The organism is Chromohalobacter nigrandesensis (genome assembly GCF_023061285.1).
Classification (GTDB): domain Bacteria; phylum Pseudomonadota; class Gammaproteobacteria; order Pseudomonadales; family Halomonadaceae; genus Chromohalobacter; species Chromohalobacter nigrandesensis.
The window spans coordinates 169975-191958 of sequence record NZ_JAKGAM010000005.1 but is presented as its reverse complement, the minus strand read 5'-3'; the positions used below and the strand labels follow the sequence as shown (position 1 = coordinate 191958).

General features: G+C 59.9%; 20 protein-coding genes. 14 read left to right on the top strand and 6 right to left on the bottom strand.

All coding sequences use genetic code 11. The features are described 5' to 3' along the window. Positions 1–16 precede the first annotated feature (16 nt). From L1073_RS08930 to L1073_RS08915, 4 genes are all read right to left on the bottom strand, one after another. Positions 17–604 (bottom strand): DUF2291 family protein, encoded by a 588-nt coding sequence (locus L1073_RS08930; RefSeq protein WP_246898574.1) that lies wholly within the window; start codon positions 602–604, stop codon positions 17–19. A 151-nt stretch (positions 605–755) separates the two neighbouring features. Then, positions 756–1856 carry an MDR/zinc-dependent alcohol dehydrogenase-like family protein gene (locus tag L1073_RS08925; RefSeq protein WP_246898572.1) on the bottom strand — a complete coding sequence of 367 codons (1101 nt, stop codon included), beginning with the start codon at positions 1854–1856 and terminating at the stop codon, positions 756–758. A gap of 286 nt (positions 1857–2142) precedes the next feature. Beyond that, on the bottom strand, positions 2143–3123 hold the full coding sequence (locus tag L1073_RS08920; protein ID WP_246898571.1) for a sugar-binding transcriptional regulator: 981 nt from the start codon (positions 3121–3123) through the stop codon (positions 2143–2145). Positions 3124–3206: 83 nt separating this feature from the next. Continuing rightward, positions 3207–3701 (bottom strand): RpiB/LacA/LacB family sugar-phosphate isomerase, encoded by a 495-nt coding sequence (locus tag L1073_RS08915; protein WP_246898569.1) that lies wholly within the window; start codon positions 3699–3701, stop codon positions 3207–3209. A gap of 376 nt (positions 3702–4077) precedes the next feature. Between L1073_RS08915 and L1073_RS08910 the strand changes: the two genes are divergently transcribed. From L1073_RS08910 to L1073_RS08890, 5 genes are all read left to right on the top strand, one after another. Continuing rightward, positions 4078–5070, top strand: a complete 993-nt coding sequence (locus L1073_RS08910; protein ID WP_246898568.1) for a dihydroxyacetone kinase subunit DhaK — start codon at positions 4078–4080, stop codon at positions 5068–5070. 28 nt (positions 5071–5098) lie between these two features. After that, a complete protein-coding gene (gene dhaL / locus L1073_RS08905) occupies positions 5099–5752 on the top strand; it encodes a dihydroxyacetone kinase subunit DhaL (RefSeq protein ID WP_246898566.1) in 654 nt (217 codons plus the stop codon). A gap of 98 nt (positions 5753–5850) precedes the next feature. After that, the gene (gene tal / locus L1073_RS08900) at positions 5851–6807 is read left to right on the top strand and encodes a transaldolase (protein WP_246898564.1); all 957 of its coding nucleotides are present in this window, start codon (positions 5851–5853) and stop codon (positions 6805–6807) included. Positions 6808–6832: 25 nt separating this feature from the next. Beyond that, positions 6833–8824 (top strand): transketolase, encoded by a 1992-nt coding sequence (gene tkt, locus L1073_RS08895; protein ID WP_246898561.1) that lies wholly within the window; start codon positions 6833–6835, stop codon positions 8822–8824. 143 nt (positions 8825–8967) lie between these two features. Beyond that, positions 8968–10347 carry an NAD-dependent succinate-semialdehyde dehydrogenase gene (locus tag L1073_RS08890; protein ID WP_246898559.1) on the top strand — a complete coding sequence of 460 codons (1380 nt, stop codon included), beginning with the start codon at positions 8968–8970 and terminating at the stop codon, positions 10345–10347. 86 nt (positions 10348–10433) lie between these two features. Here L1073_RS08890 and L1073_RS08885 read toward each other — a convergent pair whose 3' ends face one another. Next, positions 10434–11204: a MipA/OmpV family protein gene (locus L1073_RS08885; RefSeq protein WP_246898558.1), complete on the bottom strand. Its 771-nt coding sequence runs from the start codon at positions 11202–11204 to the stop codon at positions 10434–10436. Positions 11205–11506: 302 nt separating this feature from the next. Between L1073_RS08885 and L1073_RS08880 the strand changes: the two genes are divergently transcribed. From L1073_RS08880 to L1073_RS08845, 8 genes are all read left to right on the top strand, one after another. Beyond that, a complete protein-coding gene (locus L1073_RS08880; protein ID WP_246898556.1) occupies positions 11507–13447 on the top strand; it encodes an FAD-binding monooxygenase in 1941 nt (646 codons plus the stop codon). A gap of 107 nt (positions 13448–13554) precedes the next feature. After that, complete coding sequence (locus L1073_RS08875; protein WP_246898554.1) at positions 13555–14562, top strand: TRAP transporter substrate-binding protein; 1008 nt, start codon at positions 13555–13557, stop codon at positions 14560–14562. Between the two features lie 47 nt (positions 14563–14609). Next, the gene (locus tag L1073_RS08870) at positions 14610–15128 is read left to right on the top strand and encodes a TRAP transporter small permease (RefSeq protein WP_246898552.1); all 519 of its coding nucleotides are present in this window, start codon (positions 14610–14612) and stop codon (positions 15126–15128) included. Positions 15129–15131: 3 nt separating this feature from the next. Then, complete coding sequence (locus L1073_RS08865) at positions 15132–16391, top strand: TRAP transporter large permease (protein WP_246898550.1); 1260 nt, start codon at positions 15132–15134, stop codon at positions 16389–16391. Positions 16392–16470: 79 nt separating this feature from the next. After that, positions 16471–17520 (top strand): gentisate 1,2-dioxygenase, encoded by a 1050-nt coding sequence (gene gtdA / locus L1073_RS08860; protein WP_246898548.1) that lies wholly within the window; start codon positions 16471–16473, stop codon positions 17518–17520. Positions 17521–17567: 47 nt separating this feature from the next. Further along, positions 17568–18275, top strand: coding sequence for a fumarylacetoacetate hydrolase family protein (locus L1073_RS08855; protein WP_246898546.1), 708 nt, complete (start codon positions 17568–17570; stop codon positions 18273–18275). Further along, on the top strand, positions 18272–18919 hold the full coding sequence (gene maiA / locus L1073_RS08850) for a maleylacetoacetate isomerase (RefSeq protein ID WP_246898544.1): 648 nt from the start codon (positions 18272–18274) through the stop codon (positions 18917–18919). Before L1073_RS08855 ends, maiA begins: the two co-directional genes overlap by 4 nt. Positions 18920–19005: 86 nt before the next feature. After that, entirely contained in the window at positions 19006–19476 is a 471-nt protein-coding gene (locus L1073_RS08845) for a MarR family winged helix-turn-helix transcriptional regulator (protein WP_246898542.1), read from the top strand. 38 nt (positions 19477–19514) lie between these two features. On the opposite strand, the gene salA is transcribed toward L1073_RS08845, so the two are convergent. Then, complete coding sequence (salA, locus tag L1073_RS08840) at positions 19515–20825, bottom strand: salicylate 1-monooxygenase (protein WP_246898540.1); 1311 nt, start codon at positions 20823–20825, stop codon at positions 19515–19517. A 237-nt stretch (positions 20826–21062) separates the two neighbouring features. Here salA and L1073_RS08835 point away from each other — a divergent pair, with 237 nt between their 5' ends. Then, positions 21063–21971 carry a LysR family transcriptional regulator gene (locus L1073_RS08835; protein WP_246898538.1) on the top strand — a complete coding sequence of 303 codons (909 nt, stop codon included), beginning with the start codon at positions 21063–21065 and terminating at the stop codon, positions 21969–21971. Positions 21972–21984 lie beyond the last annotated feature (13 nt).

Genomic DNA, 21984 nt, shown 5'->3' with positions numbered 1-21984 from the left:
GCATCAAGCCTCCGGCTCATTCCACGCTAAAGTCGACCGGCGTCACGAGCCAGTTATTCGGATTGATCAACTGGAATACGCCCATCACCGTCACGGTCTTGCCTTCCAGGGCCTGTGTATCGATATCCGATAGAACCTGGGCCTTCATGGCATCGTTCAGAGCGGCGCCCGCATTCTGGTATTCGATCTGATTCTTGAATTGACCGAACTCGATCTCCCCCGTGGCATCCCGCAGGTCAGTACCGTTGATGGCCGGTCCGGTCTGAACCCGCACCACGAGGTCATCGGGCGCCCCGTCGGCTTTGACCTCGTACGTCCCAGACGCGCCTTCTCCCACCACACCGGTAAAGGTGACGGGCATGATGGGGCCGACGCCGCCTGACACGCCGTATTTTTCCCCCGCCGCGCTCTGGTCTTCAGCAATCGCACTGGACAGCTCGTCGATATCGACGGCTCTGCTGTCGATATCCTCGCGAATCTTGGGAAACTCTTCCTCGGCGAAGCGCGCCATTTTCGCGCCTTCCTGCTCCTCTTCCGCTCCGATCGGCATCACCGTCGTATCCCAGGCCATGACGGCCAGCAGGGCGACCGCAACGCCGATCATCACCGCTCTACCGCGTCTTTTTCGCCACCGTTTCGTAGGCATGACGGCCGTATTTGAAGTCATGGTGAAGCGCCCCCTGGCGTCGCTGATGAGTGGTAATCACGTCCCACGCCGAATGACGGTTGTGGTCATCACGCAGGACATCGCGACATCACGCCCCGGGTATGAGGATGATCTTGAGTGCGCTGCTGTCGTGTCTCATCAGCTCGATACCCTTGTGGAAATCCGCCAGTGGAAGCTTGTGGGTCACCACACCTTCGGTGGGGAAATCGCCATTCTCGATACCTTCGATCACGTGCGGGTAGCAGTAGGGCCCCAAGTGCGAGCCCAGCACGTCGAGCTCCTTGCGGTCACTGATGATGCTCCAATCGACCGTCACCGGATCCTTGAACACACTGAACTCGACGAAGCGACCCAGCTTGCGCAACATCGCCAGCCCCTGCTCCACCGACTTGGGCGCACCGGTCGCCTCGATGTAGATGTCGCAGCCATAGCCGTCGGTCATATCCTTGACGATCTGGACGACGTCTTCCTCGCTCGGGTTGAGCACCATGTCAGCACCGAACTTCTTGGCCAGTTCCAGGCGTTCGCCGTGCAGATCGAGCACCACCAGCTTGGCGGGGCCGGATTTCTTGGCCGGGCCGATCATACCCAGCCCCAGGGTGCCGACACCTGAGAGCACCACGATGTCTCCCAACTGGATTTGCGCTCGTTCCACCGCGTGCATGGAGCAGGAAAACGGCTCGGTCAGCACGATGTTCTCCACCGGCACATCGTCCGGCAGCTTGTGGTTGATAGCCTCCTTGGGGAACTTCATGTACTCGGCCATGCCGCCGTTGACGTTATTCTGGAAGCCATACACGTCGTGCTTCTCGCACATCCAGTACTGGCCGCGATGGCAGAAACGGCAGTCCCAGCACGGCACGATCTGTTCGGAAATGACCCGGTCGCCGATCTCGAAACCTGTCGCACCAGGGCCCATCTTGACGACATGTCCGATGAACTCGTGCCCTGGGATCATTGGCGCTTTGATATAGGCAGGCTGATCCTCGTCACCCCAGAAACTCGGCGCGCCTTCATACGCCTTGAGATCACCGGCACAGATGCCACAGGCCTCGACCTTGACCAGGATTTCCTTTTCACCGATATCGGGGACTGCGACGTTTTCCAGTCGATAGTCTTCCGGCGCGTAGGCAACGATGGCACGCATCGTGTCAGGGATGTCGGGGGGATGGGTGAGCGTATCGTTCATGACGGCCTCCATTGAACTGGCGCTTATTTATCATTTGATCTTATGTTGCTCAAATGAATTAACGCTTTTCAGTATAGCCAGGTCAATGAAGTCGGCGACCTTTTCGCCTTATACTTTAGGATTGCCTTACAAGTCATTGTAATAAATGATTTTTTAAAGCCTCTTTACGGCAACGAGCGTCCGCAAAGCACAGGAAGGAAAAGAAGACTCGCAGAAAAAAGCCGTTCACATAGACACTTCAGTGTTCATATGAACGGCTTTGCACGGCACTCAGCGGCACATTGCCTCAGCTTGCCGTCGAGGTGGTCGCCTCATCCAGACGCAGGATGGTATGCGCGTTGGTCACACTGGTGGCCAGGGTATCGATGACACCTGTACGCAGGGCCCCCAGGATCCCTGCCGCCTTGGTGTTTTCACTGGCGATCGCCACCACGTCGGGAATCCGTGCCAGATCGGTGATGGTCAAGCCGATGACCCGTCCCTGCATGGGCGTTTCCGACGGCCGGCCATGCATGTCGATGAAGTCATAGCCCATCATGTCCCCCACGGTTCCCGAGAGCCGCGCCTCGGCAATCTCCTGGGGCGTGAACCAGCCCATGCGTACCATGTTGCTGTCCTCGCTGAGATCGCCGACACCGATCATCGCGATATCCGCACGTCGCGCCCTGTCCAACGTCTGACGTACGGTGGGGTTTTCATACATCGAATCGCGCAGCGCCGGGTTCTGCACCAGCGCCGGCGCATAAAGCGTCTCGCTATCGCCACCATACTTCATCGCCAGACGGCGGCAGATATGATCGGGATTCATGTACTCGCCGGCACGCAAAGACCCACCAATGGCACACACGAACGAGCATTTGCGCTCGCCTTGCTCGAAGACGTTATCGGCCACCGAGCCTACGTTACGCCCCATACCCACCGCCACGATCGAGCCATCGTGCAATTCGCGCGACAAATGATCGGCCACCAGGCTGGCCACACCGGAACGCTGAACGTCAGGATCGGTGTGGTCGAGCGCAATCAAGGCGCGCTTGATACCGAAGCGGCGTATCAGCGCCTGTTCGATCTCGGCACTCACCGCAGGATGCTGGCGCACCCGCACATCGACGATGCCCTCTGCGTGCGCGCGTTTTAAAAGCCGCCCCGCCTTGACCCGGGAGATCCCCAACCGATTGGCGATCGCTTCCTGGGTCTCGCCCTCCACATAATACAGAGAGGCGATGTCAGTCATCAGCGCGACCTCGGCGCTCTCGACACGTTCACTCATGGCAATGCCTCATACGATCCGCTTACGGGCCACTTCGGGCGATGCGCACAAGATACCACAGCGAACAAGCGCACTCTCGTCGATCAGACGCTCGGCGGGTCGCGAAAAGCCTCTCTTTCATATTCCAGGATGCGCTCGACCTTGGCGCGCGAGCCGCCACCGCCGAACTCGGTTTCCAGAAAGGTCGTCACCACAGCCTTGGCCAGCTCCGGACCGACCACACGGGCGCCGAGTGCCACGATTTGCGCATCGTTGCTCGAGCGCGCCTTGGCGGCCGAATAGGTGTCATGCGCCTGCGCGGCACGAATACCACGTACCTTGTTGGCCGACATCGCCACGCCGATGCCGGTCCCACAGACCAGCACTCCCCGCGCGACCTCTCCCGAGTCGATGGCGCGCGCCACCTTGACCGCCACATCGGGATACAGTACCGGCTCTGCGTTATAGGTGCCGTAATCGACAGGCTCATATCCCAGAGCGCGAATGTGCTCGATCAGCAAGACCTTGAGCTCGAACGCGGCTTCATCGCCGCCCACTGCAATGCGCTTTTCCGGCGCACGGCCTCTTGAGTCTGACATGTGTCGTCTCCCGTGATGATTCCTCCCCCTTGCGATCGGCATGCTGTTACCGCTCGCGCTATGTTCAAAATATCACTAACCGAACATTTGTAAAATTCTCGATCACGAAAAGTAAGATCAAACCTTGCGCCGTCCTGTTATCCAATTTCCCGATGAAGAAATAAAAAACCCATTAATTCAATTATTTAAATTTAAATAGCGATTTCACATCCCTTATTCACGACCAAAGTCTCAGGCACCGACACCGCCCACGCCTTGACAGCCTTGGTCCCCAAGCCTAAACATCTGATCAGCGAAAGATCATTATATAATCCGCCGCCCTGGTAGCGGATCGCCACGCCTCACCGTCGGCCACAACGAACAAGAGGAATACGCCATGCAACGCATCATCAATGACCCCGACAACGTCGTGGACGACGCCATCAAAGGTTACTTGCGCGCCTCGCCGAGCTTGTTTGCCGCCACCGACCACTCGCGCGTCCTCAAGTACCCGAGCAGCCCGAGCGACAAGGTGGGGGTCGTGACCGGTGGCGGTTCCGGCCACGAACCCGCCTTCCTGGGCTATATCGGCGCGGGGATGTGCGATGCGGTGGCCATCGGTGAGATATTTTCGTCACCCACCGCCGATGCATTCCTCGAAGCCTTCCGTGCCGCGCCCCATGGGCAGGGCGTCGCCTGCCTGTACGGCAACTACGCGGGCGACAACATGAACGTGAAGATGGCCAAGCAAATGGCCGAGCTGGAAGACATCGAGGTCAAGACGGTGATTGCACGCGACGACGTGGCCTCGGCACCGGCGTCGGAGCGCGACAAGCGGCGCGGCGTGGCCGGCGAGGTGATGATGTGGAAAATCGGCGGCGCGGCGGCGGCCCGAGGCGACAGTCTCGACGAGGTCATTCGACTGGCGCAGAAGGCCGTCGATGCGTGTTCGAGTATCGGCATCGGGCTGAGTAGCTGCACCATCCCCGCCAACGGCAAACCCAACTTTTCGATCGAGCCCGGGCACATGGAGCTCGGCATCGGCCACCACGGCGAACCGGGGATCGAGGTCGCGCCGCTGACCAGTGCCGAGGCCATCGCTACGGCCATGTGCGACCCTGTTCTCGCCGACCAGGACTTCGCCGGCAGCGAGGTGGCGGTGTTGATCTCCGGGCTTGGCGCCACGCCGGTGATGGAGCTCAATATCCTCTACGCACACATCGCCGAGCGGCTCGAAGACGCCAACATCCGCGTGCACCGTACGGACATCGGCAATTACTTCACCTCGCTGGAGATGATGGGCGCCACGCTCACGCTGATGAAGCTCGACGACGAACTCAAACCTTTGCTGGACGCCCCGGCACGCTCGCTGGCCATCACGCAGTGCTGATCGGAACCGCTAACACGGGAGATTCACCATGCAAGTTCTGGATGCGACTCACGGCAGGGACATTCTTGAGGAGTTGGTCGAGGTCATCGTCGACAACCGCCAATATCTGAGTGATGTCGATGGCGCGATCGGCGACGGCGATCACGGCATCAACATGGCCAAGGGCTTTCGGCTTTGCGGGGAGTCTATCGCCAGCCAATCGCTGTCGCTTTCCAAGGCGCTGGGCACGCTTGCCACGACCTTGATGGGCTCGATCGGCGGCTCGATGGGGCCGCTTTACGGCAGCCTCTTCATGGGCATGGCCAAGTCGGTCAAGGACAAGACCGTCCTCGATGCCAAGGATTTCGGCGACATGCTCGCCGACGGCCGCGAAGCGCTCGAGCAGATCAGCGATGCCAAGGTCGGCGACAAGTGCCTGCTCGATACCCTGGTGCCGGCCATCGAACGTTACCGCGACGCCGTCGAGGGCGGAGACGACTTTCCCCACGCACTGCAGGCGTTACGCAATGGCGCCCAATACGGTCGCGATTCGACGTTCGAACTGGAAGCCAAGATCGGGCGCGCGGCACGCCTCGGCGAACGCTCGTGCGGTCATCTGGATGCCGGCGCGGTGTCGTGCTGCCTGCTGCTGACCCGCTTGGCCGACAGCACCGAACACCGCCTGGAAAAAGCCGCCGCCTGAGCGCTGGGTGGCCGCTCGCCTGTCTTTCCACTTTCTCGCCCCGACGCTGCCTGATGCGTCGTGGGCCTTCACGCCCGCATATCGCGGCGGAGCACACCATGGTTTCACAGCTCGACTCACTCAAAGCGCTGTCGCAAGTGGTCGCCGACACCGGAGACCCAGCCGCCATCGAACGTTATCGGCCCGTCGATGCCACCACCAATCCTTCCTTGATCCTCAAGGCATTCGAGCTACCCGGCTATCAGCCGCTGATCGAGCGGATCCTGGCTGAGGAGCGTGCCGAGAAGACGCATGACGCCGAGCGGCTGGCGCGTATTGTCGACCGACTCTCGGTCGGCATCGGCAGCGAGGTCGCCCAGCTTATTCCGGGACGCGTCTCCACCGAGGTCGCCGCCAAACTCTCGTTCGATACCCAGGCCAGTATCCGCAAGGCCCATGAGTTGGTGGCGCGTTACGAGGCACTGGGTATCGGCCGCGAGCGTATCCTGATCAAGCTCGCCTCGACCTGGGAGGGCATTCGCGCCGCCGAGGTGCTCGAGCGCGAAGGCATCCAGTGCAACCTGACGCTTTTGTTCAGCGACGCCCAGGCGCAGGCTTGCTTCGATGCGGGGGTGTTCCTGATCTCACCCTTCGTGGGGCGTGTCACCGACTGGTATCAGAAAGAGACCCAGCAGACATTCGAGCCCGACGATGACCCCGGCGTGCGGTTCGTGCGCCAGGTCTGCGAGCGTGCCGACCAGGGCGGCTACGACACCGTCGTCATGGGAGCCAGCTTCCGTACGCCGGATCAAGTCCTCGCTCTCGCCGGCTGTCATCGGCTGACGATCTCCCCTGCATTGCTGGAAACGCTCGAGGCGCGCGAAGGTAATGTCGAGCCCCAGGTGCGCTTCACGCATCCCGAGGCACGGCCTGCCTCGCCCCTCGGGGAAAGCGCCTTCCGCTGGCAGCATAATCAGGATCCCATGGCCATCGACAAGCTGGCCGAAGGCATCCGGCGCTTCGCCGACGATCAGGCCTGCCTCGAGGACTTGATCGCCGACCGGCTCGCTAACTGATTCACCGCTCATGGAGGAGACCCCCATGCCCTCTCGCTTCACGCTGGCCAATGCCATTCGCGCCCTTTCGATGGATGCCGTACAGTCCGCCAATTCCGGCCACCCCGGCGCACCGATGGGCATGGCCGATATCGCCGAAGTGTTATGGAACGACCATCTAAAGCACAACCCCGGCAACCCGACCTGGCCCGACCGCGACCGTTTCGTGCTCTCCAACGGGCATGGCTCGATGCTCTTGTATTCGCTGTTGCATCTCAGCGGTTACGATCTGGCCATCGACGACATCAAGCAATTCCGCCAGCTCCATTCGCGCACGCCCGGGCATCCCGAGCTGGGTTATACGCCCGGGGTCGAAACCACCACCGGCCCGCTGGGTCAGGGGCTCGCCAACGCCGTGGGCTTGGCGCTGGCCGAACGCACCCTGGCCGCGCAATACAATCGCCCAGGACACGAGATCGTCGACCATCGCACCTGGTGCTTCGTCGGCGACGGTTGCCTGATGGAAGGCATCAGCCACGAAGCCTGCTCGCTGGCGGGCACACAGGGCCTCGGCAAGCTCACCGTCATCTATGATGACAACGGCATCTCCATCGATGGCGAGGTCGCAGGATGGTTCACCGACGACACCGCCAAGCGCTTCGAGGCCTACGGCTGGCAAGTCATCGCCGATGTCGACGGCCATGACCCCGCCGCCATCGAAGACGCCATCACCGCTGCCACGCAACACGCTCAGCACCCGACCTTGATCATCTGCAAGACGGTCATCGGCTTCGGCGCGCCCAATAAACAGGGCACCGGCGCCTGCCATGGCGCTGCCCTGGGCGAGGACGAAGTCGCCGCCGCACGCCAGCGCCTCGACTGGCCGCATCCGCCGTTTCATGTGCCCACCGACATCTACGCGGAGTGGAACGCCGACACGGCCGGCCAACAAGCCGAGGCCGAGTGGCGTCAGCGCTTCGCGCGCTACGCCGAGGCCTATCCCGAACTCGCCGAAGAACTCGAGCGCCGCTGGCGTGGCGAGCTACCCGGCGACCTGGGCGGCAGCGCCCTGATCGAAGAGGCCCAGCAAGCCTGCGACACGCTCGCCTCGCGCAAAGCCTCGCTGAATGTGCTCAATCGTCTGGGGCCCAAGCTGCCGGAACTACTCGGCGGCAGTGCCGATCTCGCGCCGTCGAACCTGACGTTCTGGGAGGGAGCACGCGTACTCTCCGCGCAGTCCCCCGAGGGCAACTACCTGCATTACGGTGTCCGTGAGTTCGCCATGGGCGCCATCATGAACGGCATCAGCATGCACGGCGGCTTCATTCCCTACGGGGCGACATTCCTCACCTTCATGGAGTACATGCACAACGCCGTGCGCATGGCCGCCCTCGCCCGGCGCCAGGTGATCTTCGTCTACACCCACGACTCCATCGGCCTGGGCGAAGACGGCCCTACGCACCAACCCATCGAACAGCTCAATGCGCTGCGTATCACGCCCCACTTGGCGACGTGGCGCCCCTGCGATGCCACCGAGACCAGCGTGGCCTGGCTGGCGGCGCTCAAGCGCCAGGACGGCCCCACGGCCCTGGTCTTCTCCCGCCAAGGGCTACCCGGACAAGCACGCGATGTCGCGCAGCTCGCGGCTATCGAACGCGGCGGTTACGTACTCTACGACAGCGACGCCTCGCCGGAGCTGATTCTCATCGCCACCGGTTCGGAAGTGGGCCTGGCCATGGAGGCCGCCACCCAGCTCAACGCCCAGGGGCGGCAGGTTCGCGTCGTCTCGATGCCCTGCGCCAGCGCCTTCGATGCCCAAGACGCCGATTACCAGGAGACGGTGCTGCCGCCCGCGGTGACACGCCGCCTCGCCATCGAAGCCTCGCATCCCGACTACTGGCGCAAGTACGTCGGCCCTCGCGGCAGCGTGATCGGCATGACCGGCTACGGGGAATCGGGCAAGGCCGAGGACTTGTTCCGCCACTTCGGCTTCACCGTCGAGAACGTGGTCGACACGGCCCGCACCTTGCTCGACTGAGGCATCTGGCGACATGGCCACCAAGGTCATGTCGCCGTCCCCCCTTGATTCTCTCCTCCAGCATCGCCAGAACGAATAGTGAGGCAAGCAGGAAAGCTGCCTCGGGAAGATTCGTCACCGACGATCCCGTTAAGGAGGATGATATGAGCCGCAAGACTCTCACCGCCGTCAATCCCGCCAACGATCAAGTTCTCGGCGAGCACGACATGCTCGACGATGACCAGTTGGCCGAAAAGCTCGACCAAGCCCGCGCAGGCTATGCCGAATTCCGTCACCTGCCGTTGGCCGACCGTCGCCAACGGCTCACCGCACTGGCCGACTTGATCGACCAGCATCAGCGCGAAATGGCTGAGATCATCGCCCATGAAATGGGCAAGCCATTCCACCAGGGGATTGCCGAGACGCAGATTTCCTCGGCCATCGTGCGCTTCTACGCCGACAACCTGGAATCCCTGCTCGAGCCTCAGTCACGCCAGGTAGAAGGCGCGCAGAAGGCCGAGATCGTCCACGACCCGATGGGCGCCGTGCTCGGCGTGATGCCGTGGAACTATCCGCTTTATCAGGTGGTGCGTTTCGCCGCGCCCAACCTGGCGGGTGGCAACGTTTGCCTGCTCAAGCACGCCTCCAACGTGCCGGGCTGTGCCAAATACATCACCAAGCTGTTTCATGACGCCGGCTTCAAGGAGGGCACCTTCACCTGGCTGCCGGTCGGTTCCGACAAGGTCGAAGGCATCGTTCACGATCCGCTCGTCTGCGGCGTCACACTGACCGGCAGCGAGGAAGCCGGCCGTGCCGTGGCCAAGATCGCCGGCGACGCCATCAAGCCCAGCGTGCTCGAACTTGGCGGCATCGACCCGCTGATCGTCCTCGACGACGCCGATGTCGACAAGGCAGTGGAACTGGCCGTGAATGGCCGCTTCGACAATACCGGGCAAAGCTGCGCCGCGTCCAAGCGCTTGATCGTCGAACGCCCGATGCTGGAGCGCTTTACCGAGCGCCTCATCGACCGTGTTCAGACGATGAGCATCGGCGATCCCATGGACGGCGACACCGAGGTCGGCCCCATGTCGCGCAAGGACCTGCGTGACGATATACACGATCAGGTGCAGCGCGCGATCAAGGGCGGGGCGCAGCTCGAAACCGGCGGCGAGATCCTCGACCGTCCCGGTGCCTGGTACGCCCCGACCGTGCTGACCAATGTGGCGCCCGGCAACCCGGCCTTCGACGAGGAACTGTTCGGCCCGGTGGCCTCGGTCATCGTCGCCGACGACGCCGAACACGCCATCGAGCTGGCCAACAACTGCCGCTATGGACTGGGCGGCACCGTGGTCGGCCAGGACGTGAAACGCGCCGAGCAAGTCGCACGCCGACTCGAAGTCGGCATGAGCTTCGTCAACCGGCCCACCACACCCTTCGCCGAACTGCCCTTCGGCGGCGTCAAGGAAAGCGGCTACGGTCGCGAGCAAAGCGAATACGGCTTTGGCGCCTTCCTCAACGTGCGCACGGTCTATATCGCCGAGTAAGCAAACCGTGAACGCCCCAACGTAAGCGCCCCCGCCCAATCATTGGGCGGGGGCGCTTCGTTGTTCAGCACCGTTATGTTTCGTAACTAGAAGTTGTAGTTAATGAAACCGCCTGCATAAGCCTGGGTCGCATCACCGATATCGTCGACGATGGGGCTGTCCTTGGCATCGCCGGTCAGGCGTGACACACCCACCAATCCCGTGACGGACCATGTTCGCGTGAGGTAATAGCTCAGACTGGCATCGGCGCCGACCTTGAAATACCCCTCGTTCGGCGAATAGGCATCTAGCCCCGAACGTTGGCTTTCCCGCGAGGAGATGCCGAACATATCCTCGGCCCAGGACTCGCTCCCGTAGGCAACGCTCGGGCCCAGTGAGACAGACAGGCGCTGGGTCAAGCGCGAGCGCCAATGCGCCTTGGCCTTGGCGTGATAGCCGTCCACGTCCCCGCTGACGGGGGCTTCCACCGCCGCACTGTATAGCCAATGGCCCTCGGTATACTCGGCCCGCAGCCCGGCCGTGACGCCGCCATCGACCTTGTCCAGACGATGCAGATCGTCCTCGTCGTCGCGCCCGAAGGTATAACCAAGAAACGGCGACACCTTCCAGCCATCCCGGTTGATGACGTTCCACCCCACACCATCACGCGCGTTGATATACACGCTATCGCCATAGGTCAGGTCGACCGACGGCCACACCGTGGTCTCGTAATCGTCGCTTCCCAGGTAATCGGGGGAGTAAATCGCCCCTGCACCCAAGCTCCCCTGCCAGCCGCTTTCCTGTGCCTGACTGGGCACCGCCATTGCCAACAGCGGCAGCCCCACGGCCAGCGCTGCATATCGATATCTCGCCTGCATAGTGCCGACTCCCTGAATTCCATTGCTTAACCATCGAGTATCGCCGCATGAATCACTGCGAATGCGTACTCGCCTAAGTCTTTACATACAATATCGAAGGTATCTGTGCTATGCCAGCCATACCGACCAACTCGATAGATGATAACCGTGGCACTGGATACATAATGCCAGGCCACGTGCCAAGCTGCTGCCATCCTATCCGCGACTTATCTCTATTGCCCGAGCTACGACTTTGGCAGAATTGCTCACAATACTGACAATCACCATAGTGACGACAATATCGCCACTGAAAAGGTAACCCCATGCAATTCCATCGCGATGGCTTCCGCACCGGCGACCCGGCTCTGCACGCTCCTATTGGGGGGCCCGCCAATACCGACACCTTACCGGAAGAAGTCGATGTGCTGATCGTTGGCTGCGGCCCGGCTGGCCTGACACTGGCGGCCCAGCTTTCGACCTTCCCAGATATCAAGACTCGTATCGTCGAGCAGAAGGAGGGGCCGCTGGAACTCGGCCAGGCCGATGGCATCGCCTGCCGCACCATGGAAATGTTCAATGCCTTCGGCTTCGCCGAGAAAGTGCTCAAGGAAGCTTGCTGGATCAACGAGACGGTGTTCTGGAAGCCTGACGAGGAAAACCGTGAGCACATCGTGCGCCACGGTCGCGTGCAAGACACCGAGGACGACCTCTCCGAGTTCCCTCATACGGTGCTCAACCAGGCACGGGTCCACGACTTTTACCTGGAGGTGATGCGCAACTCCCCCTCTCGCCTGGAGCCTAACTACTCGCGCCGCGTGGTCGATGTGCAAACCGATCCGACCAAGGCCGATGCGGTCACCCTAGACGCCGACCACCCGGTGACGGTGACCCTCGAGCGCACCGATGAGGCCCACCAAGGCGAAATCGAGACCGTGCGCGCCCGTTATGTGGTGGGCTGCGACGGGGCACGCAGCCAGGTGCGCAAGTCGCTGGGCCGCTCCCTGGAAGGCGACTCCGCCAATCAGGCCTGGGGCGTCATGGACGTGCTGGCGGTCACCGACTTCCCGGATATCCGCATGAAGACGGCGATCCACTCCGCCAACGAGGGCAATATCTTGGTCATCCCGCGGGAGGGTGGCTATTTGGTGCGACTCTACATCGAGCTCGACAAGCTCAAGCAAGACGAGCGCGTCACGAGCCGCAACATCACCGCCGAACACCTGGTTGCCGTTGCCCAGCGCATCCTCCACCCCTATACGTTGGATGTGAAGGAGATCGCCTGGTGGTCGGTCTACGAGATCGGCCAGCGGCTATGCGACAAGTTCGATGATGTGCCCACGTCGGAGATGGAAGACCGCTTTCCGCATGTATTTATCGCCGGCGATGCCTGCCACACCCACAGCCCCAAGGCCGGGCAGGGCATGAACGTTTCGATGCGCGACACGTTCAACCTGGGCTGGAAGCTGGCCTCGGTGCTACGAGGAGTCGCAACACCGGCACTACTGCACACTTACAACGCCGAGCGCCAAACCGTGGCCAAGGAGCTAATCGACTTCGATCGCAAGTTCTCCAAGATGTTCAGCGCCCCGCCCAAAGGCTCTTGCAAAGATCAGGGCGACGGCGTGGACCCTAAGGAGTTCCAGCAATACTTCATTCAGCAGGGCCGCTTCACTGCGGGCACGGCGATTCAATACTACCCCTCGCTGATCTGCGCCGAACCGACCCACCAGCAACTGGCCGAAGGCTTTGCAATCGGCACGCGCTTCCATTCCGCGCCGGTGGTACGCCTCTCTGATGCCAACCCCATGCATCTAGGGCATGTGATCGAGGCCGATGGACGCTGGCGACTATTCGCCTTCGCCGGGACCGGCAACCCCACCGCCGAAGGATCAGCACTGCGGACACTCTGCCAATTTCTCACCGAGTCCCTGGATAGCCCCCTGCACCGCTACACTCCGGCGGGGGAAGACATCGATGCGATGTTCGACCTGCGGGCCATCTGCCAGCAGGGCTTCCGTGACCTCTCTTTGGATGACTTCCCAAGCGTGCTCTGGCCACGAAAAGGGCGCTATGGCTTGCGTGACTACGAGAAGGTGTTCTGTGCGGATCGCCAGGGCAGCCAGGATATCTTCGACATGCGAGGCATAGATCGCGAGCAAGGCTGCCTAGTGGTAGTGCGACCTGACCAGCACGTCGCCCAGGTGCTGCCACTGGAGGCTCACGACGAACTCTCAGCCTTCTTCGCCAATTTCATGCTCGACTGACTGCCACCTTTGTATAATTGAGCACAATACTGATAATCATAATACTGATTAATACCCAATACGCCTTGGGTCACAGCTCAGCTCCCAACAACAACGAGATCAAGACAATGAAAATCTGCTCCCTGACAGCACGCCACCTGCCCTTTGCCGCCCTTGCACTCGGCAGCGCACTTCTTAGCTTCTCAGTTCCTGGCGAGGCTAAAGAGCTGAAACTAGGGCTAATAACGCCGCCCCAGCATGTCTGGACCAAGGCCGCTCACGAATTCGCCGAGAGAGTGGAATCGGAAAGCGACGGCGACTTGAGCGTGGCTCTATTCCCCGCCGGGCAACTCGGGGACGAGCCGGCGATGTTTGCACAGATGCAATCCGGCTTGTTGGACATGGGCATCATGACCGCCGCAATCACCAGCCAACGCGAGCCCTCAGTTAACGGCTGGTTCACGCCATTCCTGTTCGATAGTGTCGAGGACGCTATCCAAGCCGCGCACACCCCCGCCGCTGAGCAGATGCTCGACAATCTCGAAGATAAGGGCCTTCACGCCTTTGGCTATACCTTCGCTGGTATGCGCCACATCCTGATGCGCGACCACGCCGTCACCTCACTCGACGACCTCGATCATCAGAAGATCCGCATCATTCCCATCTCTGCCATGCAGACTTGGTGGCGCGCAACGGATGCGGTGCCCACCCCCATTCAACTGCCCGACGTCTACCAAGGCCTGCAGAATAAAATGATTGACGGTGTCGGCATTGATCTCGACGCCTTGGTCGGCTCTGGCTTCGATGAAGTGGCTCAGCATCTCACGTTGACCAACCACATGGCCTTCCCGGCGATTGCCATGGTCAGCACAACCACCTGGGACACACTGAGCGAAAACGAACGCAAGGTCGTGAACCAAGCCATGCACGAGGCGTTGGACTGGGCCAACCAGGCTCAAATCGATGCCGAGGCCGACAATCTCGCCTACCTCGAGGAACACATCGATGTCCGTCACCTCGACGACGCCAAGGCACAGTTTGCCAAGGCCAATGCCGCCTTCGATGACAAATTCTCGGTTTTGCCGCTGATCAGCCAATTCCAGCAGCAGGTCGCTGACCAGCATGCCGAGCAATAAACGACCCACGGTGGCCGCTTACACATTACCTCGATGCAGGTGACACCATGACGACTTCCTATGGAACCCTCCTCACCCGTGCCAGTCGTGCCGTCGTTCACGTAGAGCAATGGGTTTGCAGCGCACTGATCGTCACTTTCGGCATCCTGCTGATTATCAATGTGATCCTTCGTTACGCCTTCAACAGCCCATTGTTCTTCGCCGAGGAGTTAGGCGTTTACATCCTGATCTGGATGGCCTTCATGGCCATCTCGATCGGCATCCATCATGACAGCCATGTGCGGCTGACCATGCTCACCGGCGTGATGCCAGACCCGCTACGCGCGGCCTGCTACTGGGTCAGCGAGCTGATCTGTCTGGCCATTTTGGCGTTGCTGCTCAAGTACTCGCTCGACTGGGTCACATCACCGGTCGTGGCCTTCGACATGGCAATTACATTGGGTTGGGACAAATGGGTCTTTTATCTAATCATCCCTTTGTTCTCGGCTACGTCCTTGCTGCACATAACCGCCCGTCTCACCGATCGTTCACGCCACGCCTTTCCCCTTGGCGTGCAGGAGGACTGACCCATGACGCTCGGCATATTCATCCTGCTCATGCTAATGGGGATGCCAATCGCCTTCGTTTTGCTGGCAACCACTTTGGCGTTCATCCTGCTCGACGGTAACTTCCGCGCTCTGGAGACATTGCCACAGGTGCTATTTAGCTCGCTGGAGGTCTTCGACCTGCTGGCGATTCCGCTGTTCATACTGCTTGGTGAGATTATGAACGAGGGTGGAATCACCCGTCGCATCATCCTCGCGGCGCGTGCCTGGTTCTCATGGTTACCGCACAGCATTGCTTATGTGTCGCTGACCTCGAACCTGATGCTCGCCTCGATTATGGGCTCGGCCACTGCCCAGATTGCGATCATGAGTCGCGTGATGACCCCTGAGCTGGAAAAGGACGGCTACGACAAGGGCTTTGCCGCAGCGCTGACCGCCGGTTCCGGTCTACTCGGGCCGATCATTCCACCATCGATGATCTTCATCATCTACGGGGTAATCGGGCAGGTATCCATCGGATCGATGTTTCTAGGCGGCATCCTGCCAGGATTAGCGCTGTTCGTGATCATCAGTGGCCTAATCGCACTCTTTGCCCACCGCGCCAAATCGGCGAACGCTCCAAGACCGACACACATCGACAAGTGGCAGGCCACACGCGGCGCGCTACTGACCTTGTCGATTCCGCTGGTGATCGTCGGCGGCATCGCTTTCGGTATCGTCACCCCCACCGAGTCGGCTGCCGTAGCGACGCTGCTCGCGGTGCTTCTCGGTGGCTTGGTGTTTCGTGAACTCAAGCTCGCCAGCCTGCCCGCCCTGCTGCAACGCACAGCCCGTAACACCGCCATCGTGCTGTTCCTGATTGCTGCGGCCAAGGCTTTTGGTTGGGTACTGGTATTCAACCAAATCCCGCAGCAGGTCGCGGGGATGATGCAGACCACCACCCAGAGCCCGCTGCTCTTCATGCTCATGGTCTTCGCTTTGCTGATCGTGGTCGGAATGGTCCTGGACGGTATCGCCGCGCTGATCATTCTAGTGCCGATCCTGCTACCGGTCGCTCAGCAGGGCTATGGCATCGATCCAGTCGCCTTCGGTGTAGTGACCTGCATGACTCTGACCTTGGGACTGCTGACGCCCCCCGTCGGTGCCGGCCTGTTCATGGCCTCAGCAATAAGCAATGTCAGCCTGGCGCGGATCACGTTTTGGATTTTGCCGTTCATTCTCGCCGCCAGCTTGGTGATTCTGCTGACGATCTTCTATCCCGCACTGGTCACAGCCTTTCTATAGCGTCACTGACTGGACCGCAAAAAAGCTCTCGAAAAGACGAGAGCGGGTGCGATAACCCTAATCCGCAAGGAGATGTGTCATGTCACTCACCGAAGCCCCGAAAAGATCACCGGAGCGCGATGCGTTTTATACCAAGCTTAACGATAAAAACTTCAGCGCACTTTGGAACGTGCTTAACAGCCTCATTACGCCAGTACCAAAGAGCGAATGCCTACCGCATCGCTGGGAATTTTCCCCAGCCCGTGACCTGCTGATGGAAGCCGGCAAGTTGATCACTGCCAAGGAGGCCGAGCGCCGGGTCCTTATCCTTGAAAACCCCGGAATGCGCGGCCAAAGCCGCATCACTACGTCGCTCTATGCTGGGCTGCAGTTGGTCCTGCCCGGCGAAGTGGCGCCCGCCCATCGTCACAGCCAATCAGCGTTGCGCTTCGTGATGGAGGGTAGCGGGGCCTGCACCGCCGTCGACGGCGAGCGAACGCATATGGAAGTGGGTGACTTCGTGATCACGCCGCCTAATGCTTGGCATGATCATGGTAATGAGTCGAACGACCCGATGATTTGGATGGATGGCCTCGACATTCCGATGCTGTCGTTCTTCGATGCGTCTTTTGCCGAAGGGCTAGGCGAGGATACGCAGGCGCTCACCAAGCCCAACGGCGATTCACAGGCCCGCTATGGTGCCAACTTGCTACCCGTCGACTTCGAGCGCACGGGGCTAAGCTCCCCTCTTTTCAACTATCCCTATACGCGAACCCGCGAAGCTCTCGAGGTCATGCGACGTCATGATGAGTGGGACCCATGTCACGGTCTCAAGATGCGCTACATCAACCCACTCGACGGTGGCTCAGCGATGCCCACCATCTCCCCCTTCGTTCAACTGCTGCCCAAAGGTTTCAAGACCGCTAGCTATCGTGCAACCGATGCCACGGTATTCACCGTCGTTGAAGGTAGTGGAACGACCACCATCGGCGACACTACTTACCACTGGAAACCCAAGGACATTGTCGTGATACCCAGTTGGTACCCAGTAGTCCACCAGGCCCACGAAGATGCTGTCTTATTCAGTTTCTCCGACCGGGTGACTCAGCAAAAGCTGGGCATATGGCGCGAACAGCGCAGTGCCGCCTGACTCTTTGTCACTCAACCTTTTTCACTCAATACCAAGAGCGCTATTCCATGACCGATTACGTCTTCGATCCGCAGCCCGTCAGCAGTATCGCCATTGAAGGTGACAACCAGCGTTTCCCAGTACGCCGCATTTTCTGCGTCGGCCGTAACTACGAGGCGCATGCCCGGGAGATGGGGCGCGATCCGAATCGCGAATTTCCCTTCTTCTTCACCAAGCCCGCCGACGCTATCGTGCCTGACGGCAGCGACGTCCCCTACCCACCGGAGACCCAAAATTTCCATTACGAAATGGAGCTGGTAATAGCTATCGGCAAGGCCGGCTTCCAGGTCCCGGTCGAGGAGGCCAACGATTACATCTACGGTTACGCTGCCGGTAATGATTTGACCCGCCGCGACCTGCAGCTCGAAGCACGCGAAAAGGGCCGGCCCTGGGATTGGGGCAAGGCCTTCGATGAGTCCGCAGTGATTTCCCCTTTGCGCAAGGCCGGTGATATCGGTCATCCCACCGAGGGCCGTATCTGGCTCGCCGTCAATGATGAGATCAAGCAGGACCAAGATATTGCCGACCTGATATGGGACGTGCAGGAAATCGTTTCGATTCTCTCCCACACTATGCGCATCCGCCCTGGCGATCTGATTTATACCGGCACTCCCGCCGGCGTCGGCCCGCTCCAGGTCGGCGACAAAGTGACCGGTGGCATTGACGGCATCGGCGATCACTCGATCACCATCGTCACACCACGGGAGGGACTATGAGTCTCGTCCTGCACAATTTTTTCCGTAGCTCGGCGTCAGTGCGTGTACGCGCCGCCCTTCACCTCAAGGGGCTGACGTATACGCATGTCTCCTACACCTTACGCCAAGGGGAGCACCGCTCCCCTGCCTACCTCTCGCTCAATCCGCAGGGCCTAGTTCCAGCACTGCAGCTCGACGACGGCACGGTGGTGGCACAGTCGCTGGCGATCATCGAATATCTTGACGAGGTGCATCCTAAACCGTTGCTGCTACCCAGCGATCCGTTAGATCGTGCCTGGGTGCGTGGACTGGCACATTCCATCGCCAGCGATATCCACCCACTCAACAATCTACGAGTGCTGCAATATCTGGGGCAGGAATTGGACGTAAGCGAGGCAGGCGTCACCACGTGGTTCCGCCATTGGGTCGCCGAAAGTTTCGCCTCGCTCGAGCGCCAACTGGCCGACGATCCGCGCCGTGGCCAGTTCTGCTACGGTGACTCGCCCGGCCTAGCCGATATCTGCTTGTTCGCTCAGATGGCCAACAACCGACGCTTCAGGGTCGATATGACACCCTATCCGACGCTTGCAACCATCAACACCAACTGCCTTGCGCTACCGGCGTTCGTCGACGCTCTACCCGAGAGCCATCCACATGTAGGTTGAGGTCAAGCGACGATCCCCATAGCATTCAGGCTGTGGCTCGCGATGCTGCGGCCTTCCACCGACCTTCACCGGACGCCCTCGACACCATGACCGACTCGCCCCTCGCCGACGCCAACACCCTGCCTGGCAACCTGCTCAGGCGTTGCCATCAAAGCAGCGTGGCCATCTTCCTGCGACAGTGCGAGGCCTACCATCTTACACAGCTACAATATGTCGCCCTTTCGGCTCTCGAAGAACAAGGCTCACTGGACCAGATCACACTCGGCGGCTATACGGCGCTCGACCGTAATACCATTGCGGTCGTGGTCAAGAAGCTCGAGGAACGTGGCCTCGTCACGCGTCAACGCAACCCTCAGGATCGCCGTTCTATGTTCGTTACCTTGACCGAAGCGGGGCGTGAACTTCGTCAACAGGCCGAAGCCTCGGTCCGCGACGCCCAAGAGGAGATCTTGGCTCCTTTATCCACGGAAGAACGTGAAACTCTATGCCATTTACTGCAACGCATGGCCGACGCCAATAACGAACGCAGCCGGGTGCCGATCCGAACTGCCGAATAACCGGCTGGATGCTAATGCCTCATACCTCCCAATCCATTTCATGATTCGACAGACATTTCCCCACCCAACCGCTGGCGTGCCGCCGCAACATCGTCTCGAGGGTCGTGGTTCCACAACCAGTCGAAACGTTGCTTGAGATCAGCGGCGATGTGAGCTTCATCGGTGCCGATTCCGGTACCGCAGTACTCATAGACGTTTCCAGCCTCATGAGAAGTGGCTTGCGCGCGACAGGTTCGCGCATGCCGAACTCCCTCGAAAGCCGCTAACACCTCAGCAGCATTGCCGCGATCACAGGCCGGATCGCTCAATAGCTCGGTCAGCACATAGGCGTCCTCCAACGCCTGACCCGCCCCTGCGCCTTGATGGGGCAACATGGCATGGGCAGCGTCACCAGTGATCAATACGCGGTCACGCACATAACGAGGGAGCTCAGGTAACTCATGCAGCGCCCAACGTGTTGGTCGGTCGATGCAACCGAGAATTGCTCGGGAAGCAGCTCCCCAACCAGGAAAGTCATCGAGCATCTCCTCCTTGCTCACCTCCTCGACCCAAGGAGCGTCTTCCGGTAATTGCGGGTTGGGCGTAGAACGATCAGTGACGAAGGCGACCACGTTAACCAGCGTCGCCTGCTTCACCGGGAAGGTCAGGATGTGACGATCAGGCCCCAAATACATCTGCGGCACAGTCGCCATCTTCTCATCGACACCCGCCTCCCCGAGTGCCTGACGAAGTCTCTTGGTAGGCACTAAGCCGCGATACGCTTGGGTGCCGCTCCAACGAGGATCAAACGCGCCATATTGAACAGTCGGTAGCACATGCTCACGCACTGCCGACTTGATTCCATCGAAACCGATTAGGATATCGCAGCGGAAGTCACTGCCATCCTCAAAGCTTACGCTGACCCCTTCAGCGTCCTGCTCTACAGCCCGGCAACGCTTACCAAAGTGAGCGATACCCTCAGGCAGATGAGAGACGATGGCCCCAAGAAAATCAGCACGATGAACCGAGGACTGCCCGCAGCCAGGGGCCAGCGAAGCTGTCAGGTAGACTTCATCATGCCAGCGCCGCCACTCGAACCAGACGTCCTCGTAGGGAGCCGGAGAGGCATCGGCAATGCGCCGATAGGCTTTCTCTAAGCCGAGTAGTGAAATCGCTCGTACGGCGTTAGGGCCGAACGAAACTCCGGCGCCTATCTCAGAAAAGCGTTCGGCGGCCTCAAAGAGGTGAACTTCCAGGTCCAGGGTGCGAGCGAGACCTACGGCCAAGGCCACACCTCCGATGCCCCCGCCAACGATACCGATATTGAGACGCTTTCCATGAGGGGAGGGTGTTGTGTTCTGTGCTTGCATGATCACTACTCCTATCAAGAGACGAATGGTGTAGCATCACGCTAGGCTTCCGCCGACAAAGCCCACAACCAAGCAGTCTTTATTTTCCAAATAAGCGACGCTAATATCCATAAATAACAGTATATTGTGTTCGTCACCCCACCCCATTTCCGACCTTTGTCTAATCGGTATGGATAACGAATATTATTACATATACAGTCGTTTTTCCCAGCCAGGCATCATCACACAAGGCCTTTCATGCGTAAATTATCGGAGGTCGATACCAACCTGCTAGTGGTCTTCGATCTACTTTACCAACATCGCAATACTCAGGTGGTCGCCGAACAACTCGGCCAGACCCAACCCGCGGTCAGCCATGCACTAAAGCGGCTACGCAAGCTGCTCGGTGATGAACTTTTTGAGCGCACCTCGCAAGGCTTGATGCCGACACCTTATGCCACACGCATCCACGAACCGATCTCCAAAGCACTGTCCAGTCTCCAAGAGACACTCAACTTAAATCATGACTTTGATCCGGCGACAAGCCAGCGCCGCTTCCAAATCACCATGAGCGATATCGGCGAAATCTATTTCCTACCCCGTTTGATGTCACGGCTGGCTGAAGTGGCGCCAAACGTCTCACTGAGAACCACACGCAGTGATCTTCATGATATTAAGCATGATATGGAGGGAGGGCATATCGACCTCGCGGTGGGGCTAATTCCACAACTAGGCGCTGGTTTCTACCAACAGCGATTATTCGTGCAAAATTATGTTTGCCTAATGCGTGAAAATCATCCCCTCGCGCGCGGCCCGCTTTCCCAGGAAGACTTTGCCAAAGCACGGCATATCGTGGTCGAGGCGCAGGGCACCGGGCATGGAAAAATCGAGGAACTGTTGGTTAGGAGTGGTGCCAGCCCGCCGATACGGCTCAGGCTGCCGCACTTCGTCGCCGTTCCCTACATCATCAACGGTACTGACTTGGTAGTAACCGTCACCGACAAACTGGCCGAGGCCACAGCCTCCCGCTTTGGGCTATGTGCCATCCCCCATCCGCTGACACTACCCGACGTGCCTATCAACCTTTTTTGGCATCGCCGCTTCCATCAAGATGCCGGCAATCAATGGTTGCGACGACTGATTCACGAGATGTTTGCGGAAACCTGAGTTAGCGGCATTC